General features: G+C 38.6%; 17 protein-coding genes. 7 read left to right on the forward strand and 10 right to left on the reverse strand.

The window, feature by feature from the left end; genetic code table 11:
• Nucleotides 1-101 precede the first annotated feature (101 nt).
• The 3 genes from trpC (at nucleotide 102) to AC3ITD_RS22075 (ending at nucleotide 2,823) form a co-directional block, all read left to right on the forward strand.
• Nucleotides 102-884: an indole-3-glycerol phosphate synthase TrpC gene (gene trpC, locus AC3ITD_RS22065; RefSeq protein ID WP_489362818.1), complete on the forward strand. Its 783-nt coding sequence runs from the start codon at nucleotides 102-104 to the stop codon at nucleotides 882-884.
• Nucleotides 885-1,125: 241 nt separating this feature from the next.
• Entirely contained in the window at nucleotides 1,126-2,205 is a 1,080-nt protein-coding gene (locus AC3ITD_RS22070) for a mechanosensitive ion channel family protein (RefSeq protein ID WP_489362819.1), read from the forward strand.
• Nucleotides 2,206-2,421: 216 nt separating this feature from the next.
• Nucleotides 2,422-2,823, forward strand: a complete 402-nt coding sequence (locus AC3ITD_RS22075) for a hypothetical protein (RefSeq protein WP_489362820.1) — start codon at nucleotides 2,422-2,424, stop codon at nucleotides 2,821-2,823.
• A 100-nt stretch (nucleotides 2,824-2,923) separates the two neighbouring features.
• Here the strand turns inward: AC3ITD_RS22075 and AC3ITD_RS22080 are convergent, their stop codons facing one another.
• The 3 genes from AC3ITD_RS22080 to AC3ITD_RS22090 all read right to left on the reverse strand — a co-directional run bounded on the left by AC3ITD_RS22080 (nucleotide 2,924) and on the right by AC3ITD_RS22090 (nucleotide 7,601).
• On the reverse strand, nucleotides 2,924-5,227 hold the full coding sequence (locus AC3ITD_RS22080; protein WP_489362821.1) for a Tex family protein: 2,304 nt from the start codon (nucleotides 5,225-5,227) through the stop codon (nucleotides 2,924-2,926).
• A gap of 512 nt (nucleotides 5,228-5,739) precedes the next feature.
• Nucleotides 5,740-6,549: a nucleotidyltransferase domain-containing protein gene (locus AC3ITD_RS22085; protein WP_489362822.1), complete on the reverse strand. Its 810-nt coding sequence runs from the start codon at nucleotides 6,547-6,549 to the stop codon at nucleotides 5,740-5,742.
• A 350-nt stretch (nucleotides 6,550-6,899) separates the two neighbouring features.
• Nucleotides 6,900-7,601 carry an SAM-dependent methyltransferase gene (locus AC3ITD_RS22090; RefSeq protein ID WP_463484191.1) on the reverse strand — a complete coding sequence of 234 codons (702 nt, stop codon included), beginning with the start codon at nucleotides 7,599-7,601 and terminating at the stop codon, nucleotides 6,900-6,902.
• 277 nt (nucleotides 7,602-7,878) lie between these two features.
• Here AC3ITD_RS22090 and AC3ITD_RS22095 point away from each other — a divergent pair, with 277 nt between their 5' ends.
• The gene (locus AC3ITD_RS22095) at nucleotides 7,879-9,534 is read left to right on the forward strand and encodes a DUF6600 domain-containing protein (RefSeq protein WP_489362823.1); all 1,656 of its coding nucleotides are present in this window, start codon (nucleotides 7,879-7,881) and stop codon (nucleotides 9,532-9,534) included.
• Between the two features lie 44 nt (nucleotides 9,535-9,578).
• Here the strand turns inward: AC3ITD_RS22095 and AC3ITD_RS22100 are convergent, their stop codons facing one another.
• Nucleotides 9,579-10,202, reverse strand: coding sequence for an HAD family hydrolase (locus tag AC3ITD_RS22100; RefSeq protein WP_489362824.1), 624 nt, complete (start codon nucleotides 10,200-10,202; stop codon nucleotides 9,579-9,581).
• A 79-nt stretch (nucleotides 10,203-10,281) separates the two neighbouring features.
• Between AC3ITD_RS22100 and AC3ITD_RS22105 the strand changes: the two genes are divergently transcribed.
• From AC3ITD_RS22105 to AC3ITD_RS22115, 3 genes are all read left to right on the forward strand, one after another.
• Nucleotides 10,282-10,530, forward strand: a complete 249-nt coding sequence (locus AC3ITD_RS22105) for a YtxH domain-containing protein (RefSeq protein WP_056851094.1) — start codon at nucleotides 10,282-10,284, stop codon at nucleotides 10,528-10,530.
• Nucleotides 10,531-10,590: 60 nt separating this feature from the next.
• Nucleotides 10,591-11,991 carry an MBL fold metallo-hydrolase RNA specificity domain-containing protein gene (locus AC3ITD_RS22110; protein WP_489362825.1) on the forward strand — a complete coding sequence of 467 codons (1,401 nt, stop codon included), beginning with the start codon at nucleotides 10,591-10,593 and terminating at the stop codon, nucleotides 11,989-11,991.
• A gap of 165 nt (nucleotides 11,992-12,156) precedes the next feature.
• Entirely contained in the window at nucleotides 12,157-12,840 is a 684-nt protein-coding gene (locus AC3ITD_RS22115; protein ID WP_489362826.1) for a class I SAM-dependent methyltransferase, read from the forward strand.
• A 46-nt stretch (nucleotides 12,841-12,886) separates the two neighbouring features.
• Here AC3ITD_RS22115 and AC3ITD_RS22120 read toward each other — a convergent pair whose 3' ends face one another.
• From AC3ITD_RS22120 to AC3ITD_RS22145, 6 genes are all read right to left on the reverse strand, one after another.
• Nucleotides 12,887-15,661 (reverse strand): outer membrane beta-barrel protein, encoded by a 2,775-nt coding sequence (locus AC3ITD_RS22120; RefSeq protein WP_489362827.1) that lies wholly within the window; start codon nucleotides 15,659-15,661, stop codon nucleotides 12,887-12,889.
• Between the two features lie 334 nt (nucleotides 15,662-15,995).
• Nucleotides 15,996-17,072 carry a DUF5694 domain-containing protein gene (locus AC3ITD_RS22125; protein WP_489362828.1) on the reverse strand — a complete coding sequence of 359 codons (1,077 nt, stop codon included), beginning with the start codon at nucleotides 17,070-17,072 and terminating at the stop codon, nucleotides 15,996-15,998.
• A gap of 176 nt (nucleotides 17,073-17,248) precedes the next feature.
• Nucleotides 17,249-18,388: a M28 family metallopeptidase gene (locus AC3ITD_RS22130; protein WP_489362829.1), complete on the reverse strand. Its 1,140-nt coding sequence runs from the start codon at nucleotides 18,386-18,388 to the stop codon at nucleotides 17,249-17,251.
• A gap of 105 nt (nucleotides 18,389-18,493) precedes the next feature.
• The gene (locus AC3ITD_RS22135; RefSeq protein WP_489362830.1) at nucleotides 18,494-18,685 is read right to left on the reverse strand and encodes a hypothetical protein; all 192 of its coding nucleotides are present in this window, start codon (nucleotides 18,683-18,685) and stop codon (nucleotides 18,494-18,496) included.
• A gap of 108 nt (nucleotides 18,686-18,793) precedes the next feature.
• Nucleotides 18,794-19,714, reverse strand: coding sequence for a DUF6607 family protein (locus tag AC3ITD_RS22140; RefSeq protein ID WP_489362831.1), 921 nt, complete (start codon nucleotides 19,712-19,714; stop codon nucleotides 18,794-18,796).
• Between the two features lie 18 nt (nucleotides 19,715-19,732).
• Nucleotides 19,733-20,893: a PepSY-associated TM helix domain-containing protein gene (locus tag AC3ITD_RS22145; RefSeq protein WP_489362832.1), complete on the reverse strand. Its 1,161-nt coding sequence runs from the start codon at nucleotides 20,891-20,893 to the stop codon at nucleotides 19,733-19,735.
• Between the last annotated feature and the right edge of the window lie 2 nt (nucleotides 20,894-20,895).

The following is a 20,895-nucleotide window of genomic DNA, read 5'->3' on the forward strand; positions in this document are numbered from 1 at the left end:
TCAAGTCGTCATTGCCAGGTACGAGGCAATCTTAATGCTTTGGGTTTGACAGTTAAATTGTAGGATTGCTTCGTGCCCAGCAATGACAGTTAATGAATGATATGAATATTTTAGATAAAATCGTATTACGTAAAAAAGAAGAAGTTGCTGATGCAAAGCGACTGATCACTATACAGGATTTGAAAAAAGCTGATTACTTTAAGCGTACACCTTATTCCTTTAAAGACTTTTTGTTGGCAAAAGATAGGACCGGAATCATTGCCGAGTTCAAGCGCCGTTCGCCATCAAAGGGATTAATAAATGGTATAGCCGATGCTGCTGAGGTTACACTTGCTTATAATAATGCTGGTGCATCTGCAATTTCTGTGCTAACTGATGTAGATTTTTTTGGTGGGAAAGCCGATGATTTATTGGCCGTAAGAGCAGTCAACACTATTCCCATTCTTCGCAAAGACTTTATTATTGATGAATATCAGATTTTGGAAGCCAAAGCTTGGGGCGCAGATATTATTTTGTTAATCGCTGCAATTCTAACTCCAAAGCAAATCAGCGATTATGGGAAATTTGCAAAAGATTTGGGGCTGAACGTATTGTTAGAGGTGCACAACCTCGAAGAACTGGAAAGAAGCATTTGCCCTAACCTGGATGCCATTGGTGTAAACAACAGAAATCTCGCCGATTTTACGGTTGATATCCAAACTTCATTTGATTTGGTGAACAAAATTCCAGATGAATTTTTAAAAATTTCGGAAAGTGCCATTAGTAATCCGCAAACCATAAAAGAGCTTAAAGCAGTGGGCTTCAACGGGTTTTTAATTGGAGAAAATTTTATGAAGACTGATGATCCTGGGGCCTCGATTAGAGAATTTGTCGCGGAAATTTGAAACGATCTTCTTGAATTTTATCAGTATGGGCCTGTCGAAGACCCTTCTTCTGTATTTCGACTAGCTCGAGGTGACCATTCTTATATCGAATAGATCAATCATTTGCTTTGACTAATTGCCGCAAGGGATTTTGTTGCAGTCTGCAGGTATTCTACCTCATAAAATTCTTTCGCAAACAAACCATAAACGCTGTTGTTAAACATAGGAGTAATCTCTATTATTTAACCAACAAATTTCGTTTATGCAGTACCTTGACCACTTTTTTGGTTATCCCATTCCTATTTTTGTTAAAAACTTAATTATCGGTATTATAGCCATTTTGGTTGGCTTGCTTGTTAAATACCTTGTCCATAAAACCTTCCTCTTGCTTTCGCGTTGGTGGGATTTCATTATTATTAAATCCACGATTAAACATCTTCGGCAACCTATCGGGGTATTCATTCCCTTATTGATATTAAATTCTTCTTTGGATTTGATGGTGATGTCTTCTTCTGCTCGTCTGCATATTGATAAAGCGATAGAAATTGCATTAACCGCAGTATTTGCGCTTATTCTCATCCGGTTGATAAACGTATTAGAAGATTTCTTTTATCTTAAATATGATCTTAATAAAGAAAATAATCTCAAAGAGAGAAAAATACGTACCCAGCTACAGTTTGTTAGAAAATTTATCGTTTCATTAATCATTATCATTACAGCTGCCATTATTTTGCTCAGCTTTGAAAGCATGCGAAAAATTGGTGCAGGTTTGCTTACTGGTGTCGGGATCGGTGGAATTATCATCGGTTTTGCCGCACAAAAATCATTGGGAAACTTATTGGCAGGTTTTCAAATTGCTTTTACACAACCGATAAGAATCGACGATGTTTTAATTGTTGAGGGTGAATGGGGAAGGGTAGAAGAAATCACTTTAACCTATGTGGTGGTGAGTATTTGGGATCAACGGCGACTGATTTTGCCAATTACCTACTTCATTGAAAAGCCTTTTCAAAACTGGACGCGTGTATCTGCGGATTTACTTGGAACGGTTTTCCTCTATATGGATTATACCATCCCAATTGAACCCTTGCGCCAGGAGCTAACCCGGCTTTTAACTGATAATCCCCTTTGGGATAAAAGAGTTAATGTAGTTCAGGTTACCGACACAAACAAAGATGGCTCTATTGAAATTCGATTTTTAATGAGTGCTTCCAACTCTTCAAGGGCTTTCGATTTAAGGTGTTACGTCCGTGAATCGATGATTACCTTTATTCAAAATAATTATCCCGAAAGTTTACCAAAAACAAGAATCGAACATAAAGATAAGTTTCAAAATCTTTAGCATTATTCATTTGATTGTACTGGGATTAAATCACTAGATGTACATTCCCATTAATTTGTAATTTTAAAATTACGTTTTTATTCCATATAGTTTTGTTTTGATAATCTGTGAGTTAACTTTTAGTTGCGGATTGACTTGATAAAAATGGCTTGAAATTCAGTTCCATTGGTATAATTGTTGTTTTTGAAGAAAAACATTTAATTAAAAGCATTTACTATGAAAAAAATCAAAGTATTATTTTCCCTATCCCTTATTTTATTTACAACACTTATGTTTTCTTGTAAAAAGGACGAGCCTTCACCTACAGAACAAAATACCTATCCTAGAAAGGTGTCTGTAGAATATAGAATCACCTCTCCATCTGGCCTTACAAGTTTATACAGCATTGTTAGAAGAAATGCAACTGGCGCTACTGAATTATATAGTAATCAGGCACTCCCTTATTCGTATAAATTTGATATGACAGTTAAACAATTTGATGCTTTATTGATCAGCGGAACCTCACACACTGGTGGTACAATTGATTGTGAAATTTTTGTTGACGGTAAAAGTGTCGATAAGAAAACTGGTAGTGGAAATACTTTAACTGATGTTTCTTCAACTTATGTATTCCAATAATTAATTCGAAATATATTTATGCAAAAGGCTTTCTTATTAAAACAAGAAAGCCTTTTTTATGCACTTTGTGATTTATCTTTTCTTACCAGCTATACAATTATTACTTAAACATCCCTTTTAGCTTCGCCAATTTCTCTTGTAAATCACCATCAGCATCTTTTTTTACTGGCTGAGTTTTCTGTGCAAAACTTTTCGTGCCTTGGCCTTTGTTTCTTGCTCCTTGTTCTTTTTTCTCCAATCCTTGTTCTTTGCCCTTTACCCCATTAGGCTTTGCACTAACCTCACTCTTCATCGATAAAGATATCCTTTTACGAGCGGCATCAACCTCCATCACAGTAACTTCTACTTTTTGATGTACTTTAACAATATCGTTCGGGTTTGCCACAAAACGGTTAGCCAACTGACTGGTGTGAACCAAACCATCTTGATGAACGCCAATATCTACGAAGGCACCAAAATTGGTGATGTTGGTTACGATTCCAGGTAGTTTCATACCAATTCTTAAATCACTAATTTCATTTACGCCATCTGTAAAGCTAAAAGTTTCAAACTGTTCTCTTGGATCGCGACCTGGCTTGGCCAGCTCCTTTAAAATATCATTTAGGGTAGGTAAACCAATATCGTTGGTTACATATTGCTGCGGTTTAATTTGCTTTTGTAGCCGGCTATCCTTCATCAAAGTAGAAATTGTTGTACCTAAATCTTTGGCCATTTTATCAACTACAGCATATCGTTCAGGATGAACGCCACTGGTATCTAAAACATTTTCGGCATTACGAATCCTCAAGAAACCCGCAGCCTGCTCATAGGCCTTATCGCCTAAACGGGGCACTTTTTTAAGGCTTTCACGGTTTTTAAACGCACCATGAGTATTTCTGTAATCAACAATATTTTGGGCTAACGTTGGGCCTAAGCCAGAAACGTAAGCAAGAATTTGTTTCGATGCGGTATTCAATTCTACTCCAACGGCATTTACCGCACTCACTACGGTATCATCTAAACTGGCTTGCAGTTTATTTTGGTCAACATCGTGTTGGTATTGCCCAACACCGATTGATTTTGGATCGATTTTTACCAACTCCGCCAAAGGATCCATAAGCCGGCGACCAATCGAAACGGCACCACGAACGGTAATATCTTGTGTAGGGAATTCTTCTCGGGCAGCTTCTGATGCAGAGTAGATGGATGCACCACTTTCATTAACCATTATAATGGTAATATTGGGTAAGTTCAACCCACGAATAAAGGCTTCTGTTTCTCTTCCTGCAGTTCCATTGCCAATCGCAATCGCTTCAACCTTGTGCTTTTCACAGAGTTGTTTGATGGTAATTTCAGCATTTTTAACATTTCCTTGTCCGGTATGCGGATAAATGGCGGTGTTCTCTAATAGTTGACCTTGGCTATCCAAACAAACTACTTTGCAACCAGTACGAAAACCCGGGTCAATAGCTAGTACGTTTTTTTGTCCCATTGGTGCTGCCAATAACAACTGGCGGGCATTTTCGGCAAAAACCCGGATCGCTTCTTCATCTGCCTTTTGTTTGGTTAGTACCCGAAGCTCAGTCTCCATTGCCGGTTCCAGTAAGCGCTTGTAACCATCTTCCAAAGCCTGTTGTACTTGTTTCGAAGCCTCATTATGACCCAATACGAACTGATTTTGAAGTAGTTCAATGGCGCCTTCTGCCGGTGGTAAAGCATCAAGTCTCAAAATCAATTCTTTTTCACCCCGGCGCATCGCTAAAACACGGTGTGATGCCGCCGTTTTAACAGGCTCATTCCACTCGAAATAATCTTTATACTTAATTCCTTCTTCTTCTTTTCCCTTGATCACTTCTGATTTGAAAACAGCCTTTTCCTGAAAATAACTGCGCATCTTGGCTCGGGCCTCTGCATTTTCCGAAATCATTTCCGCAATGATATCGCGTGATCCAGCCAGGACTTCCTCCAAAGAATTGACGCCCTTTTCAGCATTTAAAAATTGATCAGCCGCTCCATCTAAATCGAAGTTTTTCTGATCGAATATTTGTAAAGCCAAAGGTTCCAGACCTTTTTCCTTTGCAACCGACGCTCTTGTTTTACGCTTAGGTTTGTAAGGGAGGTAAATGTCTTCAAGTAGGGAGATGGTTTCAGCCGCGATAATTTTTTGTTCCAACTCGGGCGTTAGTTTGCCAAGATCGTTCATCGATTTTAGAATCGCTTCCCGGCGTTTGTCCAAATCTCTTAATTGTGTAATACGATCGCGAATTGCAGCTACTTCAACTTCATCTAAACTTCCTGTTAATTCTTTACGGTAACGTGAAATGAAAGGCACAGTTGCACCTTCATCCAATAGACTTACGGTGGCGGTCACTTGTTTTTCTGCAACTTTTAATTCTGCAGCAATTATTTTATGATGAGCTAGCATATAATGTATTCAATATTAAAGGCAGCAAAGCTAATTAGGATTTGCCGTATTTTACGATTTTTAAAATCAAGTTTTCCACCAGAAAATGTGAAGAAATTAATGTTTATTTACAGATCGATGGCCGGTTTGTTCGTTGATTAACTAATAGTGAGGATTGGAAAGCAAAGAAAGTTGTTGATTTAAACGTACGTCTGGTTTTTGCTAAATCCTCCATGAAAAATCGGGCGATACCGCTGCAATCTAATTTAAGTAAGTTCAGCTATTTGCAGTGGCAAAGCGTCTCATCTTTCTAAGGCCCTGAGGAATGGCTACTGCTTGCGTTTTTCTCATCTGACCGAAAGGGAAATTAACTGAAGTGGTCTATCGGGATACAGACCACCGCCTAAGGTACAAGCCAGGTTGATTAACACAAAATACGGTCGGACTTATCAGCTCTTTCAGGCCGTGCCCCCATTAACATTTTCTTCCTCTCAAACTTATTAGAGGTCTGTTCAATTTGATATTAAACGACGCTAGTCGAGATTTGTAGTATCGTTATGCTGTCTTTTTTCAATATATTCGAAATATTCCATCACCTTCTGCTCTGCAGTTTGATTGATGTCAACTGCATTGTTATAAAGAGATGTTCTAAGTTGCCTATACAATTCAACCCCATTTTTCAAACTAATCAGTATTGAGGCTTTCTCGTAGTTCGAAACCGTGCTAATTAAACTCTCGAAATCTTTTGGAATTAAGTCCATTTCAGCTTTTCTTACGCCTCGGGGCAACTTTTCGTTTTTGATATGCAGCAGCGGACCAAATACAACCATTCTTAAAAAACCTAAGAAATCATAAGCTTCCAGATATTCACCTCGTCCAAGTTTCAACAATGCGTAATGTATCCAGGTCCAAAACCGATCTTCAATCCACTGGTAACCTGGAAAAGGAAATTTGGCTTCCGAATTATCTAAGCTCCTTTTGAGTTGGCCATCTCTATCGAAAAGTATATGAGGCGTTTCCACCCGGACATGAAATTCTTCCGTCGTAACAAATTTTAAATCTACATGTAGCAACGGATTATCGTAAAGGCATATTAAAACTCTGGGTTCGCCAACATGTTCACCAGTAAAGCCCGATAAAAAATTACCCAAACTTTTGGCATATTGCATCATCAAAGTTTTACCATCGGTAATTTTTTCTGCTGTTACCACAATCAAATCCAAATCAGAAAATTCATCCATTTGGTTGCTTAGCCAGGATCCACCTACAGCTAAACCAATTACGTTTTCATTTTTTGAAAATATTTCTTTTGCCTTTTGCGCAAATTCTAATTGCATCATCATGATATCGATTAACCTTGAAATGTTTACATTTTAAAAATAAATCTCATCAAATTTTTTTCATTGGAGATACCTTTCATTGATCTCGATTTATTGTTTCGGCCTGTGAGGACAAAGACCGAGGCGTTATCTCGAATCGTAAAGACATCCCATACCAATGATTTTTCTATTCTATTTCCGTCCAGCTTCAGCCGATTGGACATAGGCTATTACTTGTTTGTTACTGTTTCGGTCTATGAGGACCAGACCGAGGCGTTAAAATTTTTTCACTGCACATACACCCTTTATTGCCGTCAGCCTTCAGCCGACGGGATACAGTAAATAAAAAGCCTGTTCGTCACAGGCCATTTGTTTTAATACATCAAAAATATAGTAGGTTTTTTATGAAGATCAATTTCTTCTTTGCGCCAATTGTAAACGCTTTGAGTTTTGATAAATTCGTCTTCAGCAGTGAGGTTGCTGGCCACGCAAATCTGCGTGTTGGGTTTACAACTTTTTAACACCTCTTCAAAAAGCTGATTGTTACGAAAAGGCGTTTCGATAAAAATTTGTGTTTGTTTATAGCGACTTGCTGATAAATCTAAGTCTTTAATCCGTTTGGTGCGCTGTTCTTTATCTATGGGTAAATATCCCCAAAAAGCAAAACTTTGTCCATTAAAGCCTGAAGCCATTAAAGCCAACAAGATCGAACTTGGGCCAACCAAAGGAACTACCTTAATGCCACGTTTGTGTGCTTCAGCAACGATTTCTGCACCTGGATCTGCAATGCCCGGGCAACCTGCTTCACTCATCAGGCCAACGTCTTTTCCTTCCTTTAGTTCGTTAAAAAACTGTCCTAAATCTGTGCGGTTATGTTTGCCATAATCGTGTACAATAAGGTCTTTTTGTGGTGTTTTTAATCCGGCCTCTTTTAAAAAGCGACGGGCTGTTTTGCTATTCTCCACAATGTAAGTGTCAATCTGATTGATGGTATCAACCAAATAAGGAGTAAAAGTTTTGTGTGAAACTTCTTCTGCCAGAGGAACAGGAATAAGATATAAGGTGCCGTTTTGCATGTTGCAAAAATAGGCACAATAAACAGAATTTTAGTTTTAAAGTTTTGTGTTAATGCGATATAATCTATTTTCTAAACAGTGGTGTAGCAAATATTATTTCTGGCTGACTTGTTTTCTGCACAATTAACCTTCGCTTAAAACGTTAAATATTAGTTAAATATGCCTTCAGAGGGAATATCAGGCCAAAAAGCGAAAAACTATGCAAGCATATTAAACCCTGATGAATTTTGGTTCTCTAATTGATACACACAGGTTAGGTTATTAAATAAACACACAAATGAAAACACTGAAAAAATCGGCAATTGTGCTGGGGCTTTTTGGGCTCCTTGCCGGAACCACCACCTTAGTCAGGGCACAAGACTATCAAGACAATTACCAGAATGATGGTTATAGCACAGGGAATGTTTCTATGCAAACCTTTTATGATGAACTTTCTCCTTACGGTACCTGGATTCAAGATCCGCAATACGGTTATGTTTGGAGGCCTGATGTTGATCAAAACGAATTTCGCCCATATTATACCAATGGCCGCTGGGCAATGACAGAATATGGAAATACCTGGGTTTCGAACTACGATTGGGGTTGGGCTCCGTTTCACTATGGGCGTTGGGTAATTAACAGCTACCGCCAGTGGATTTGGTTGCCAGATACAAACTGGGGACCAGCATGGGTGGACTGGAGAAGTGGCGATGGATACTATGGTTGGGCACCAATGGCACCAAGCATCAGCATTAATTTAAGCTTTGGAAGGCGTTATTCAGTTCCCGAGTTCTGCTGGAATTTTATTCCTCAGCGTAATATTTATATAAACACTTTTCCAAGGTACGATTATGGTCGTAACAATGTTTACATCCGCAATACTACGATCATCAATAATACTTACGTTTACAACAGAAGGTCTTATTATGGCGGTCCGAGGATTGATGATATCAGAAGGGCAACTAATCGTGATGTAACGGTTTACAGGTATGCGCAAAGTAACCGCCCAGGTGCAAGTAGAGTTGGTGGAAGAGAGGTTTCGATTTACAGACCAAGACCAGAGCGTAATGCCGATAACCGCAATGCAGCGCCAAGAAAATTTGAGCAGGGAAATGCAGGGATAAGCAGAGGTGGAAGAAATGAAGGTTACGCAAACCGTAATCAACCTGGTAGAGATAACAACGGCAATCGCAACGATAATGATCAAAGGGGAAATAATGATAACCGCTTTGGAAACAGAAACGATAACCGTGGTGGCCAACCGAATAGAGGAAATGAAGCTAACGCCGGTCGTGACAATAATCAACCAAATAATAGGGGTCAAGCTTACGATAGAAACGCAAATGGCCGTACGAGCAGAGGCAATTCAAATGGAATTGACCAACGTAACAATGATGGCAACGTAAATAGAGGTCAAGATCAGGAACGGACAAACCAAATGCGTCAGCAACGTAATCAGCAAGATCGCATGAGTCAAGATCAGCAACGTGCTCAAAATGAGACGAGAGGAAATATTGACCGCTCAGGAGATGCACAAAGACAACAACGTTCCGAGCAGGCAGCACAACAAAATGCACAACGCAACGAACAGATGCAGCAACAGCGCAGTCAGCAGGCGGAGCAACAAAGGGCTCAACGTGATCGGCAAATGCAACAACAACGTTCTCAGCAGGCGGAGCAACAAAGAGCTCAACGTGATCAGCAGCAACGTTCTCAGCAGGCAGAACAGCAAAGAGCGCAACGTGATCAGCAGATGCAGCAGCAACGCAGTCAGCAGGCAGAGCAACAAAGGGCGCAACGCGATGCGCAACAGCAACAGCAAAGAGCTCAACAACAGCAACAAATGCAACAACGCCAGGAACAAAGAAGAACTGAATCGGCCCCTCAACAACAAAGAGGTGGTGTCGAAAGAAGTGGCGCTGAAGGCAGGCCATCAAGAGGTGGCAGAGGATAGATTAATGAAAAGTCCCGGTTTTCACCGGGACTTTTTTTTGGTAATTATTGCCCCGCAGCCTGGTGAAGCTGACTTAAATTTTTTCCAATATAGGTGCTTTTGGCGTTTGGATGAAGATTTTCAGGATCCAGCAAAAAAGTTTCGATACCGAGTTCCAACCCATATTTAATTTCCGATTCTGCATCATCGCCAATGATCAGGATATCCTCAGTATTTAGCTTAAATTTTTCAATTAAACTCAGGAATGCCTGTTTTTTATTGCTAGCAGCTACATCAACAACTTGAACATCTTCGAAATCATCCGCAATTCCTAACATTTTCACCTTTGAATACTGTTGTTTAGGAAAACCGGCGGTAACGATAAACTTTCTGCCCTTTAAACTTTTTATATAATGATAATCATCACTCGGAATTAGTGCCTGAGTTACTTCTCTATTCGATAAATAATCAATTAAACGATCGGTTACCTCTTTTGGAAATTCGTATTTTTCGGCAACTTTTAAGAATGGTGTTCTTAGCATTTCCGCTTTTGCGGCCATATATTGTTCGTCAGTGAGTTTTAAATCTTGCCGCTCAAGCAAATCATACAGTCTTTTCATCAAAACATCTTCATTCGGTTTGGTAAAGTAAATCGTGTTATCTAAATCGATAAAAAATACTTGTTTCATTGTGGTTTGGTTTTTGCAAGGTAAAAAAAGTTAAAACACCTTAAGGGTTAATATGTTTAATAACTAAATAACGAAAACCATGAAAAAAGAGACAAAAATTATAGTGGGCGTTTTAGCCGGAGCAGCATTAGGTGCAACAATTGCATTAGCATTATCATCAGATTCATCTAGTGATTTAAAAGGTAAGGTTTCAGATTTTTTTGCTGATCTTTTAGATGCTTCAAAAGATAAGTTAGCTGGATTAGCAGATAAGGCATCAGGTTTAGCAGACAAAGCCTCTGGGGTAGCAGAGAGAGTTAAAGATAAAATCTCAGAAGTTCACGCTTAAAGAAATTGAAAATGCCGGAAATATCCGGCATTTTTATGCTACATTAATTCTAACCATCTAATGAAGATTGCCTTTCATGGTGCTGCCCGTACAGTTACGGGAAGTAAGCACCTTATTACCCTAAAAAATAACACTCAGATATTACTAGATTGTGGACTGTTTCAGGGAATGGGTCGTGTTACCGATAAACTAAATGACTATTTTGGTTTCGATCCCAAGAAAATTACTTATCTCATTTTATCTCATGCCCACATTGATCATTGCGGTTTGTTGCCTAAACTGGTAGCCGATGGCTTTAGCGGAAAAATCTTCTGTACGTCCGCCACAATGGATCTTTCTCGCATCTTAATGATGGACTCAGCGAAGATCCAGATGCAGGACGCTGATTTTTCGAATAAGCATCGTCGTGAAGGTGAAGAAATGGAAGAGGCGCTCTACACAGAGGAAGATGTAACCCAGACTTTGAGTCAGATGAAAATTGTGGAATATGAGGAAGATTTCGAAATTGATGAACACATCCGTTTAAAACTTACTGATGCCGGACACATTTTGGGTAGCTCGGCGGTTCATTTAACTATTACCGAAGAAGGAGATACCAAGAGGATTACCTTTTCTGGCGATGTTGGTCGCTATGAAGATTTACTTTTGAAAAGTCCTCAGCAATTCGATCAGGCTGATTACATTTTGATGGAATCTACCTATGGCGATTCACTTCACAAAGACCTCGATCCGATTGAAGAAATGCTTTACGAAATTATTAATCACACCTGTATCTCAAAAAAAGGTAAAGTAATTATACCGGCATTTGCGGTTGGGAGAACGCAAGAGTTACTGTATGCATTAAACGGGTTGGAGTTAAAAGGAAAATTGCCAGATGTTCCATTTTATGTTGATAGTCCGCTATCCTCAAAGGCTACCGAAATTTTGCGTAACCACCCTGAAGTTTACAATAATGGTGTAAAACAAGTTCTAAAAGTTGACCACGACATTTTTGGATTTAAAGGCTTGCGTTTCATCGAAAGTGTAGAAGAATCAAAAAAACTGAACGATGATCCGCGTCCTTGTGTAATTATTTCTGCATCGGGCATGGCAGATGCTGGCCGGGTGAAACATCACATCAGAAACAATATCGGAAACCAGAAAAATACCATTTTAATGGTGGGTTATTGCGAACCGAATTCTCTGGGTGGGCAATTGGTTGCTGGTAAAAAAGTTGTGGAAATTTTCCGCGATGAATATGATGTGAAGGCGGAAGTGCAAGCAATAAAATCGATGAGTGCGCATGGTGATTACGAAGATTTATTGCAGTTTCTGTCTTGTCAGGACCCAGCGTACGTAAAGCAACTTTTTCTTGTGCATGGAGAATATGAAGTTCAGCAGCATTTCGCAACGCGATTAAAAGAACATGGATTTAAACATGTGGCTATTCCAGAATATCATCAGGAGTTTGAATTGGGGTAGTTTTTAGTAACCCGCCCATTTCGATCGAAAGGAGAAATCTTTGACCAGCAAATATGCTTCAAAGATTTCTCTCCCGAATATTACGGACTTTGATCCAGTCGAAAGGGCGGTGCCAATTGATTCTTATCCTCCAATTCCATCTTCCAATTTTCTATCTTTGCTTCCATGGATGTTTTTGGCAAAGCGCTTACTGATATTTACAAAACCGGCGAAGCCGATACACTTTGGTTGCACAATTCTTATGGTGAGCCTGAAGAAATGCCCTTAGAATTTTTCTTCCGTGATGATGAAGATATGCCCGTTTTGGAACTTCAGGCCTTGCACCTTTGTCACGGGAAAGTTCTGGATGTCGGAGCAGGTGTCGGCAGTCACGCTTTGCTTTTGCAAGCCTTCAATATTGATGTAACCGCTATTGATGTTTCTGAAGCTGCGGTTAACATTATGAAAGACCGTGGAGTGAAAAAAGCTTTGCTGCAAGATGTCTTTACCTATCAGGAAAGGTTCGACACCATCTTAATGTTGATGAATGGCATTGGCTTAACCGGAACGTTGGCCGGTTTCAAAGATTTTTTAATCAAAATTAAAGATCTACTCCATCCAGGCGGACAGGTAATTTTCGATTCATCTGATATTTCTTATTTATATGAGGATTTGCGAAAGCCCCAAGATCAATATTACGGTGAAGTTTCTTATCAATATGAATACAAAGGAGATAAGGGAAATTGGTTTAACTGGGTTTATGTAGATGAAGAAACCATTAAAGCCATCGCGAAAGAAACCGGCTGGAATTGTGAGATGATCTTTGACGATGGAGAAGACCAGTATTTGGTGAAGCTGACCTTGGCATAAATTCGTCATTGCCTGCCTGCTGCAGGCAATGACGATCTGACTAAGTTTAAAAGCTAAAAAACGTTTGTCTTCCGCCTACTTTCTGCCCAAAATTTTGGATATTGTAAGTCAGCGTTACCATTCCATACCTACCTAAATTATTTGTTTGATAATCGATTACGCTATTCCCGGTAATCTCCACAGAGCGCCTCACATTACTTTGCAAAATATCATTCACCGCTAATTTCAATTGTAGCCTGTCATTTTTCATGAAGAGATAGGTTACTGCTGCATTCCACAGTTTAATGTTATTGTTGTATCCAGCAATTTGTTGTGTGTTAGCCGTTATTGCAAAACTGGTTTCAAAAACTACCTTTTTTGGGTATCGAATAATTAATTCTGAGGTTGCGTTCTGTGTGTTGTAGCTCAGGTCGGTATAGAAATCATCCTGATAGCGACTGCGATTTAAGTTAATGGAATAGCCTTGATTAAGTTCAACAATATCATTAAAATTTAATCGCACATTTCCATTTGGCCCAACATAAAAAACGTTTGCATCACTTCTAATATTATTAATGATGACAGGCGTATGATTGAAGTTTGCCCAAACACCCAAGCCTACTTTTAAAGTAGTTTTGTTGATTTTGAAATCCTTCGAACCATTTGCACCACCACTAAAGTTATAAATGCCACTCACGTTAATTGGCGTAATTGTTTGCACACCATTGCTAATTGTTGTGGTATTTACAATGCCGTTTTTGGTGAAATTTCCGTAACCATACAAATTATAATTAACTAACAACTTCGGATCGTATTTGTACAAGTTTAAAGTTAATCTTTGCGTTCTGGCTGGCAACAAATTAGGGTTACCATTTCTAATGTAAAGGGCATTGGTATTATCGGCTACAGGTTGCAAATAACTTACATTTGGCTCTGTAAACCGGGCATCATAATTCAACCTGAAAATTTTATACACCAGTTGAAACGAAGGCCAAATGAAATGATATCGCTGATCGATGTTGGCGCTATTGCTAAAGCGGTTATTTAATGAAATGTAGTTGTGTACAATTCCAGGTTGGATATTAAAATCTTTGGTTATTCGGTATTTCAAACTAATATTCGTGTTCGTTTTAAAGCCAGCCTGCTCTACAGTTTGGCTTAAACTAGGGATCACAATATCGTACAGTTGGTTTGCAGGGTTTCTGTAAAATGTGCTCAACGCATTTTCGTTGTTTAAAATATTTCCGCTTAAATCAATTTTAAAGCTTAACTTTTTACTGATGGGTTCGCTATAATTGGCATAGATGTACGATCGAAAATTCTCTATCTGATTATTCCGCAGCTGATCTATTTCTGAAGTTGATGGGGTAATGAAGAAGTTGCTGATGCTGCGGTTATAATTTAAGGTTGGATTTGGGGTAGTCGAAATATCAAAACCGATATTGAATGATCTGCCCGCTTTCTTAAAATCTTTACTTAAATCGGCTACCAGCTGATATTTATTACTTGATGAATTTCGGTCGTTTATATTCTGCAAGTTATTAACCAGCTGACCAGCAGCATTTGTGTTTGTGGAGCGATTGGTGCTGATAGCGTTGTTCGAATTTAAAACGATAAAAGGCTCAATGGTAAGTTGTGTTAATGAATCGATTTGCCAATCTAATTTCCCTGCAATATTATGTTTAAGTGTCAATGCTCTTGTGTTTTCATTTGCATTGGTAATCAACCGATCATTGCCCAGCGTTTGGTTGGTATTGGTTAGTCGTTCCAGTAAATTATCATTACGGCCGAAAAAATATTGTGTATTTAGCTTAATGCCTTTTTTTGTGAGGGTGTTAAAGTTAAAGCCGCCGCCCGATGAGGTTTGTATACCGCTAAAGCTCCCACCAAAACTAATTCCATTAAACTCAAAATAGCCACCAGAACTCATCATCATCGAGTTGACACCACTTCGGTTAAAACCACCAATACGTTGAACATCATTTGGATTAAAGCCCGGCTGGTTGATGTTGTTTCCATAAGCCAAAATACTCACCTGTGTCGTATCGCGAAAAAAATTCATTAAACCCCCGGCTTGATAAAGCTCTTTGATGCCGCCACCAGCATACAACTTGCCGAAAGCCCCTTTTTTAATGGCTTTTTTCAATTTCAAATTGATGATTTGAGGGATTTCTGCCGCGGTTAAATCAGGGTCTCTTCTTTTGGCCTGCTTATCATCCACCACCTGAACCTTATCGATAATGTTAGCGGGTAAATTTTTAGTGGCGATTTGCTGGTCGCCTCCAAAAAATTCCTTTCCATCAACCAGAATTTTACTTACTGCTTTCCCATTAACCATAATCGATCCATCTTCGGCAATTTGTACACCCGGTAGTTTCTTCAATAAATCTTCCACTACAGCCGAAGGTAAGGTCTTAAATGATTCAGCATTAAATTCAATAGTGTCTTTTCTTACAATTACCGGCGGCCTTTCTGCCACAATATTAACTTCATTCAAATCATTTGACTGCGTTGATAGATAAAGTGTGCCCAGGTTAATATTTGGATTTTCAGCGGTGATGGATACTTCTTTTCGGTAGGTTCCATATTGCCACGCAGTAATAACTAAACGGTATTTGATGCCAATCTGTAAGTTGTTAATTTTAAAGGTTCCCTTGTCATCCGATAGCTTGTAGCTATTAAGAACGCTGTCACCAACTTTATAAACCGAAACTGTTGAATAATTTAAAGTGGTTTTGTGGTTGGCGCTATCGGCTAAAACACCAATAATACTTCCATTTTTTTGAGCAAAAAGATTTAAAAAGGCAAGGCAAAAAGCGATTGATAGTACTAGTTTCTTCATATATATATCGTAATAATGGAATTGCTAATTTATAGTTGCTTGAAGTTTGGTTTTTAAAAATGGGATGAGCAAGTGTAAAAATGTGACGAACAGGTTTGTTTAATGCAAGACGCCCACTATTCGAAAGTGTTGCAATAAAAACTGATTAACTAAATATTTAGTTAAATATAACTGTGTTCATGAGCATTTACAATTCCAATCGAAAAAATTACAATAACAGATGAAGATCTTATCTTTTAAATGGACAGGAGTTAGTTTCGACAAAGGAATTATATTAGGCAAAGCAAAATCCCCAAGAAATTAATCAAGAGGATTTAAAGCTGAAGTGAAAAATTTATTTCAAGTCGTTGTAATCAATGATTTTTACACCGGAGTTTTTTGCTAAAATTTCTTCCATCCAAACCCTATGCGCTGCTCCTACACCAACCACTACCCGCTTCGCATTTTTAGCTCTAGCCTGTTCGATCACGTTTTTGCACATACCTTCGTTTCTGTTTGTCCATTGTGCCACCATGTCCTTTAAAGTTTCGGTAGGGAAACCTGCATAGCCATAAAATTTACGACCGCCATAAAAGTTCCAGGCTTCAATTAATTCTCCGTATTTGGCTGTAGCCATTCCTGCATATTCATCAGCAGAAAACTTCTTTTCTTCTTCATTACTGTAAACCCAATATTTGTTTATCGCAGTCATTGTTCTTCCTTCTGGTGATAATGAATCTGCTTTAGCTTTTTGGGCCATTACTTTATAGGCAGAATCCATTTTACTCCAAGCTTCACCCCAAGGTTTATCGTAAGTTTGGCAATCCATATTGTAAATTTGGTTCTGACCGAGTTGATAAATCAACGGAAAATATATTTTGCTATACTCGCTTCCTGGTCTGATGATCCCAAGTTTTTTTAGCGAATCCAGGCTTCCAAACATTTTAGCATAGGTTGCTTGCTCTTGCTTTCCAAATCTAGTCTTCATTTGATTTTCTAGTACAAACATCTGATAGTCGAAATTACCCCTGTCCCAATTTTTAGCATATTCAACAGCTAAATCCATTCTTGTTTTGTGGTAGTATGGAAAAGAGCTTAACGCTTTCTGTCTTTTCTTAATCGAAGCAGCACTGTTTTTCAGTGGTTCTGGATTCAATCTGGTAATGTAGTTGACCTTTTTTGCAAACCCTTGTTTAGCCCAATGGTCATCACTTAGCGTAGCATAATCTGTTGCTGGCAGATACTCTCCGAAAACCATGTCCGGTTTAAAGTTTTTAAGCTTGTCAATTATTGCCTGAAAATTTTGTGTCGGATTTGAGTTATCGTGAGAAGAGGCCACGATTACAATTTCTATTTGATTTTGGGCCTTGCTATTAACAGATATGCCGAATAATAGTAGCAATGCGAAGCTGAAGTTTAGGATGGTTTTCATAATGAATCTCTTTTTTTTTGTTGATTCAAATATGAGGAGAACAACTCTGCCCCGCTATTTAATTATCCCAACGACTTTAAATTTTATCCCAATAGGGTTTAAAGCTTAATCAACAATTCGTCAGTACATGGATGGCGTTGATATAAAATTTGAGGTAATTCATCCCAGAATTGAAGCTATTTCATTAACTTTTTATGGAAGCTGACCAGCAATTTGAAAAGATCATTATACTCATTTAATGGTAAAGTATCTGCTTGATCAAACACATCGTGATAGGCAGAAGGCCCACCCTGAGTATAAATAAAAAACGCAGGAACCCCTTTTTCGGAGAAAAAATAATGATCACTATTTGCAGCTTTGCCTCTTGAATTTATTTTTGAGATATATCGATGCTGATCATTGATTTCCTTTAATAAGGAAAATGCTTTTGGATAAACAGACGCATTAACCACTGTCATACCAGCTTCGCCTGTGCCCACTAAATCGAGATTAATGAGGAATTTAATTTTATTCAGCGGCAGAAGTGGATTTTCGGTATAGTATCTTGAGCCCAATAAGCCTGCCTCTTCGGCTGCGAAACAAATAAAACCAATGGAGTAAGGCTGAGGATTTGAAGCATAATATTTCGCCAAACTTAAAAGTGTAGCAACACCGGCAGCGTTATCATTTGCGCCAGGGAAATATGTGTCTTTGCCCATGCCACCCAAATGATCGTAATGGGCGGTAATCATTAAAATCGAATCGGGGTATTTGGTACCCTTAACTAAACCGCAAATATTAGAAGCCTGGAAGTTGGTAATAAATTTGTTTTCAATAGCAACATTTATTCGCTCCGGAGTAGCAGTTAAAGCTTTTTCGTTGATTTGAATTTGTGTCGTCTCACCAACTTCAGTAGCCACCGACCAGGTGAGTTTATCTTTTAACGAAACTTTTAATATTGGGCTTGCCTGAAAATTTAAACTATCAATTTGCTTTAAGGCTGCTTTTAGCTTAACAGTAGGGCTTTCGTTATTGATGATGAAATCTTTCCCTGGAAATAGCTTTTTCCCATCAACTTCTACCATCATTTTTCCAGGAAAAGTGTTAACCGGGAAATTAAAATCCTGTTTGTAACCTGTTCCGAAGGGAATTAAACCCAGCTCCTTATATTCTTCAGCAATGAAATCTGCAGCCTTTTTCATTCCGTCTTTTGTGTAACCTCGGCCCCAAAATTCTTTTGCGGTAAGTTTATTTACCATTTTTCTGGTGTAGGCAGAATCTTGAGCAGGACAAGCAGAAGAATAAAATAAGGCGACTACAAGCAACAAGTTTTTCATGCTTGTAATTTACCAATGTTGATGCAAGTTTTTTCTATCGATTGTTAAATCACAGAAATATTTCGCTATTTATTTATAAAGTACTCAAGCGAAGATGCTATAAAATCATTGTTGCAATTCTGCCACTTTAGGTTTTTCTAATGTTTTAATTACGGCATAAGCCAGAGGCAGTATTAGCGTGATAATGATTTCCTGACGCTGAAAATTTAATTGGAATAATAAGATCGAAAGTGCACATAATGTCCAGATTACACCAGATGCCAGGAAAAAGTGTTTTGAAAAGTTGATAAGCTTCATTTTATAAGGCGATTAATTTTATAAGCTAATATAACTACAGAAACTTAATTTGCAATCAAAAAAAAGGTCGGTTGAAAATCAACCGACCTAAATATGATTTGAATAAATCTACTTAACTAAATAGGGTTGCAAAGCTGTTTTTATTTTCTCCTTATTCTGGCTGGCAGTCCATTTTTCTTTAATAGATTGATCGCCTAAAGTAAACAATGTTTCATAAAGCAATTTGCCATTTACATTGGTTTGAACTTTAAAATTTGTATTTGAAGTTTTGGCTAAATCTGCCCAAACGTCGCGTACATCTGCCCAATATGTTTTTTGGCTATCCCACCATTTTTGGGCATAGGCAAATTTAGCCGGATCTATTTTCGTAAATTCCTCATAACCCTTTTCAACAGCAATGAGTTTATCACCCTGGGGTGTTCTAACAACTTTTTTATTGTCTTGCTCAAACATCCAACCCTCTTTGGTAATGGTAATTCTACTGCCGCGGTTTAAAACATTGTAATCTTTACGTACGGTAGATTCTCTTCTAGGAAGTGGAGAATCGGTTTCACTCTGCCACGCATCGCGGCCACCAACATGGCTCCAGGTTCCGTAACCCTGATAACGTGGACTATCATCAACCTGATAAACTTTTTGCGTCCATTTACCCTTAACCTCAGCAGCATTTAAGGTAACCTTTCTCCATGCATTATCTTGAGTATAAAGCATAATTTCAGGGTCTTCGTAAGTCCAATCCTGGCGCCAATGTTTTATTACGGTCGAATCATTAATCGCCAACATGTGCTGAATGACGATCTTTTTAGGCTCATCAACAATTACTTCAGCCCATTCATTTCCATGGCTTCTGTATGGCTTGCTAAAGGTATAATTTGGATCAGGTGAGGTCACTTCGCCATAGTTGAAGTTTACTTTATAAAATCCGGACAATGATTTGATGGCTTTTCTATCTTGCTCTAATTTGTCTTGAGCATTAGCGCTAAACGTAAAAAATACGGTTATAGCCAGAAGGAGGTTTAAAATTTTCATAGTTTAAGTTGTTATCGTTTACTGAGCTGCAGGGGCAGATTTTTTCTTTTTCTTGTTTCTTCCAATCCAGATGAGAACACCTGTAATTGGCATACTTGCTGCAATTAAGCTGGCGAAAAATGCGATGATTTTTCCAGGTAATCCCGCTATAGAACCTACGTGGATGTCGTAATTCATCCGCATGATTTTATCGGCAACAGTTGCGTTTTTTAACTTTCCGAAAACATGTTTCACTTCAATCTCTTTCAAGGTGTGCTGATCAAAATAGCTGTAGTCAGCTTTCCAATAGGTCTCCGGATCCGGGTTTTTTGCAATTTCGATTGATGCTTTTTCGTTTTCGGGAACATGCACATCAAGACTTCCGTTAAATTTTGGATCGGCATCCAGATAAGATTTCCAAAGTTGATCAGCAGCTGAAGCATTTAGTTGCAGCTTCGCATTCCGGGTGGTATCAGAATAGGTTTCTTCGAACTGATTGAGCGTTTTGCCGCCCGAACTTACAAAGTAAACGGATTTGGCAAACCATTGGAAGCCCATCACCATCCCCGAAAGTGCAATAAAAATGATGATCCAGGTGATGTAAAAGCCCAACACGTTATGAAAGTCATAATTAACGCGACGCCATTTTGCATTCCACTTAATGGTAAAACGTCGTTTTGAAGCCGCTTTGTTTTTCGGCCACCACAATATCAAACCAGAAAACAATAAAACTACAAACATTAAGGTAGCTGTAGTGAGTACTGGTTGGCCAATTTCTGGTGGCAGCCATAAATAATAATGCCCCATGATCACGATTCTGAAAAAATCGTCGCTCATGTTTTTAACTTTAATTACTTTGCCCGTGTATTGGTTTACGAAAACGATATAATAGTATTCCGGATCGAAATTGTAGTAAACAACTTGTGCACTTTTGCCCGGTTGATAAGTAATGCTGTGGGCATGCTTGTTTGGCAAGGCTTGATCTGCAATCTTTTTTAATGCGGTAGGTGGAAGTAAGGGTTTGTTTTGAACCGCCAGATTGCGGTAGGGTTGGGTCACATTTTCAATTTCTCGTTCAAAGGCCAAAATGCAGCCTGTAATTCCAAGGAAACAAACAAACAGCCCGGAAATTAATCCGAGCCATAAGTGTATTCTTCCCACCCAATATTTGAAGGTTTTATTTTTTTTCTTTTCAGACATGT

The organism is Pedobacter sp. KH_004, assembly GCF_057840755.1.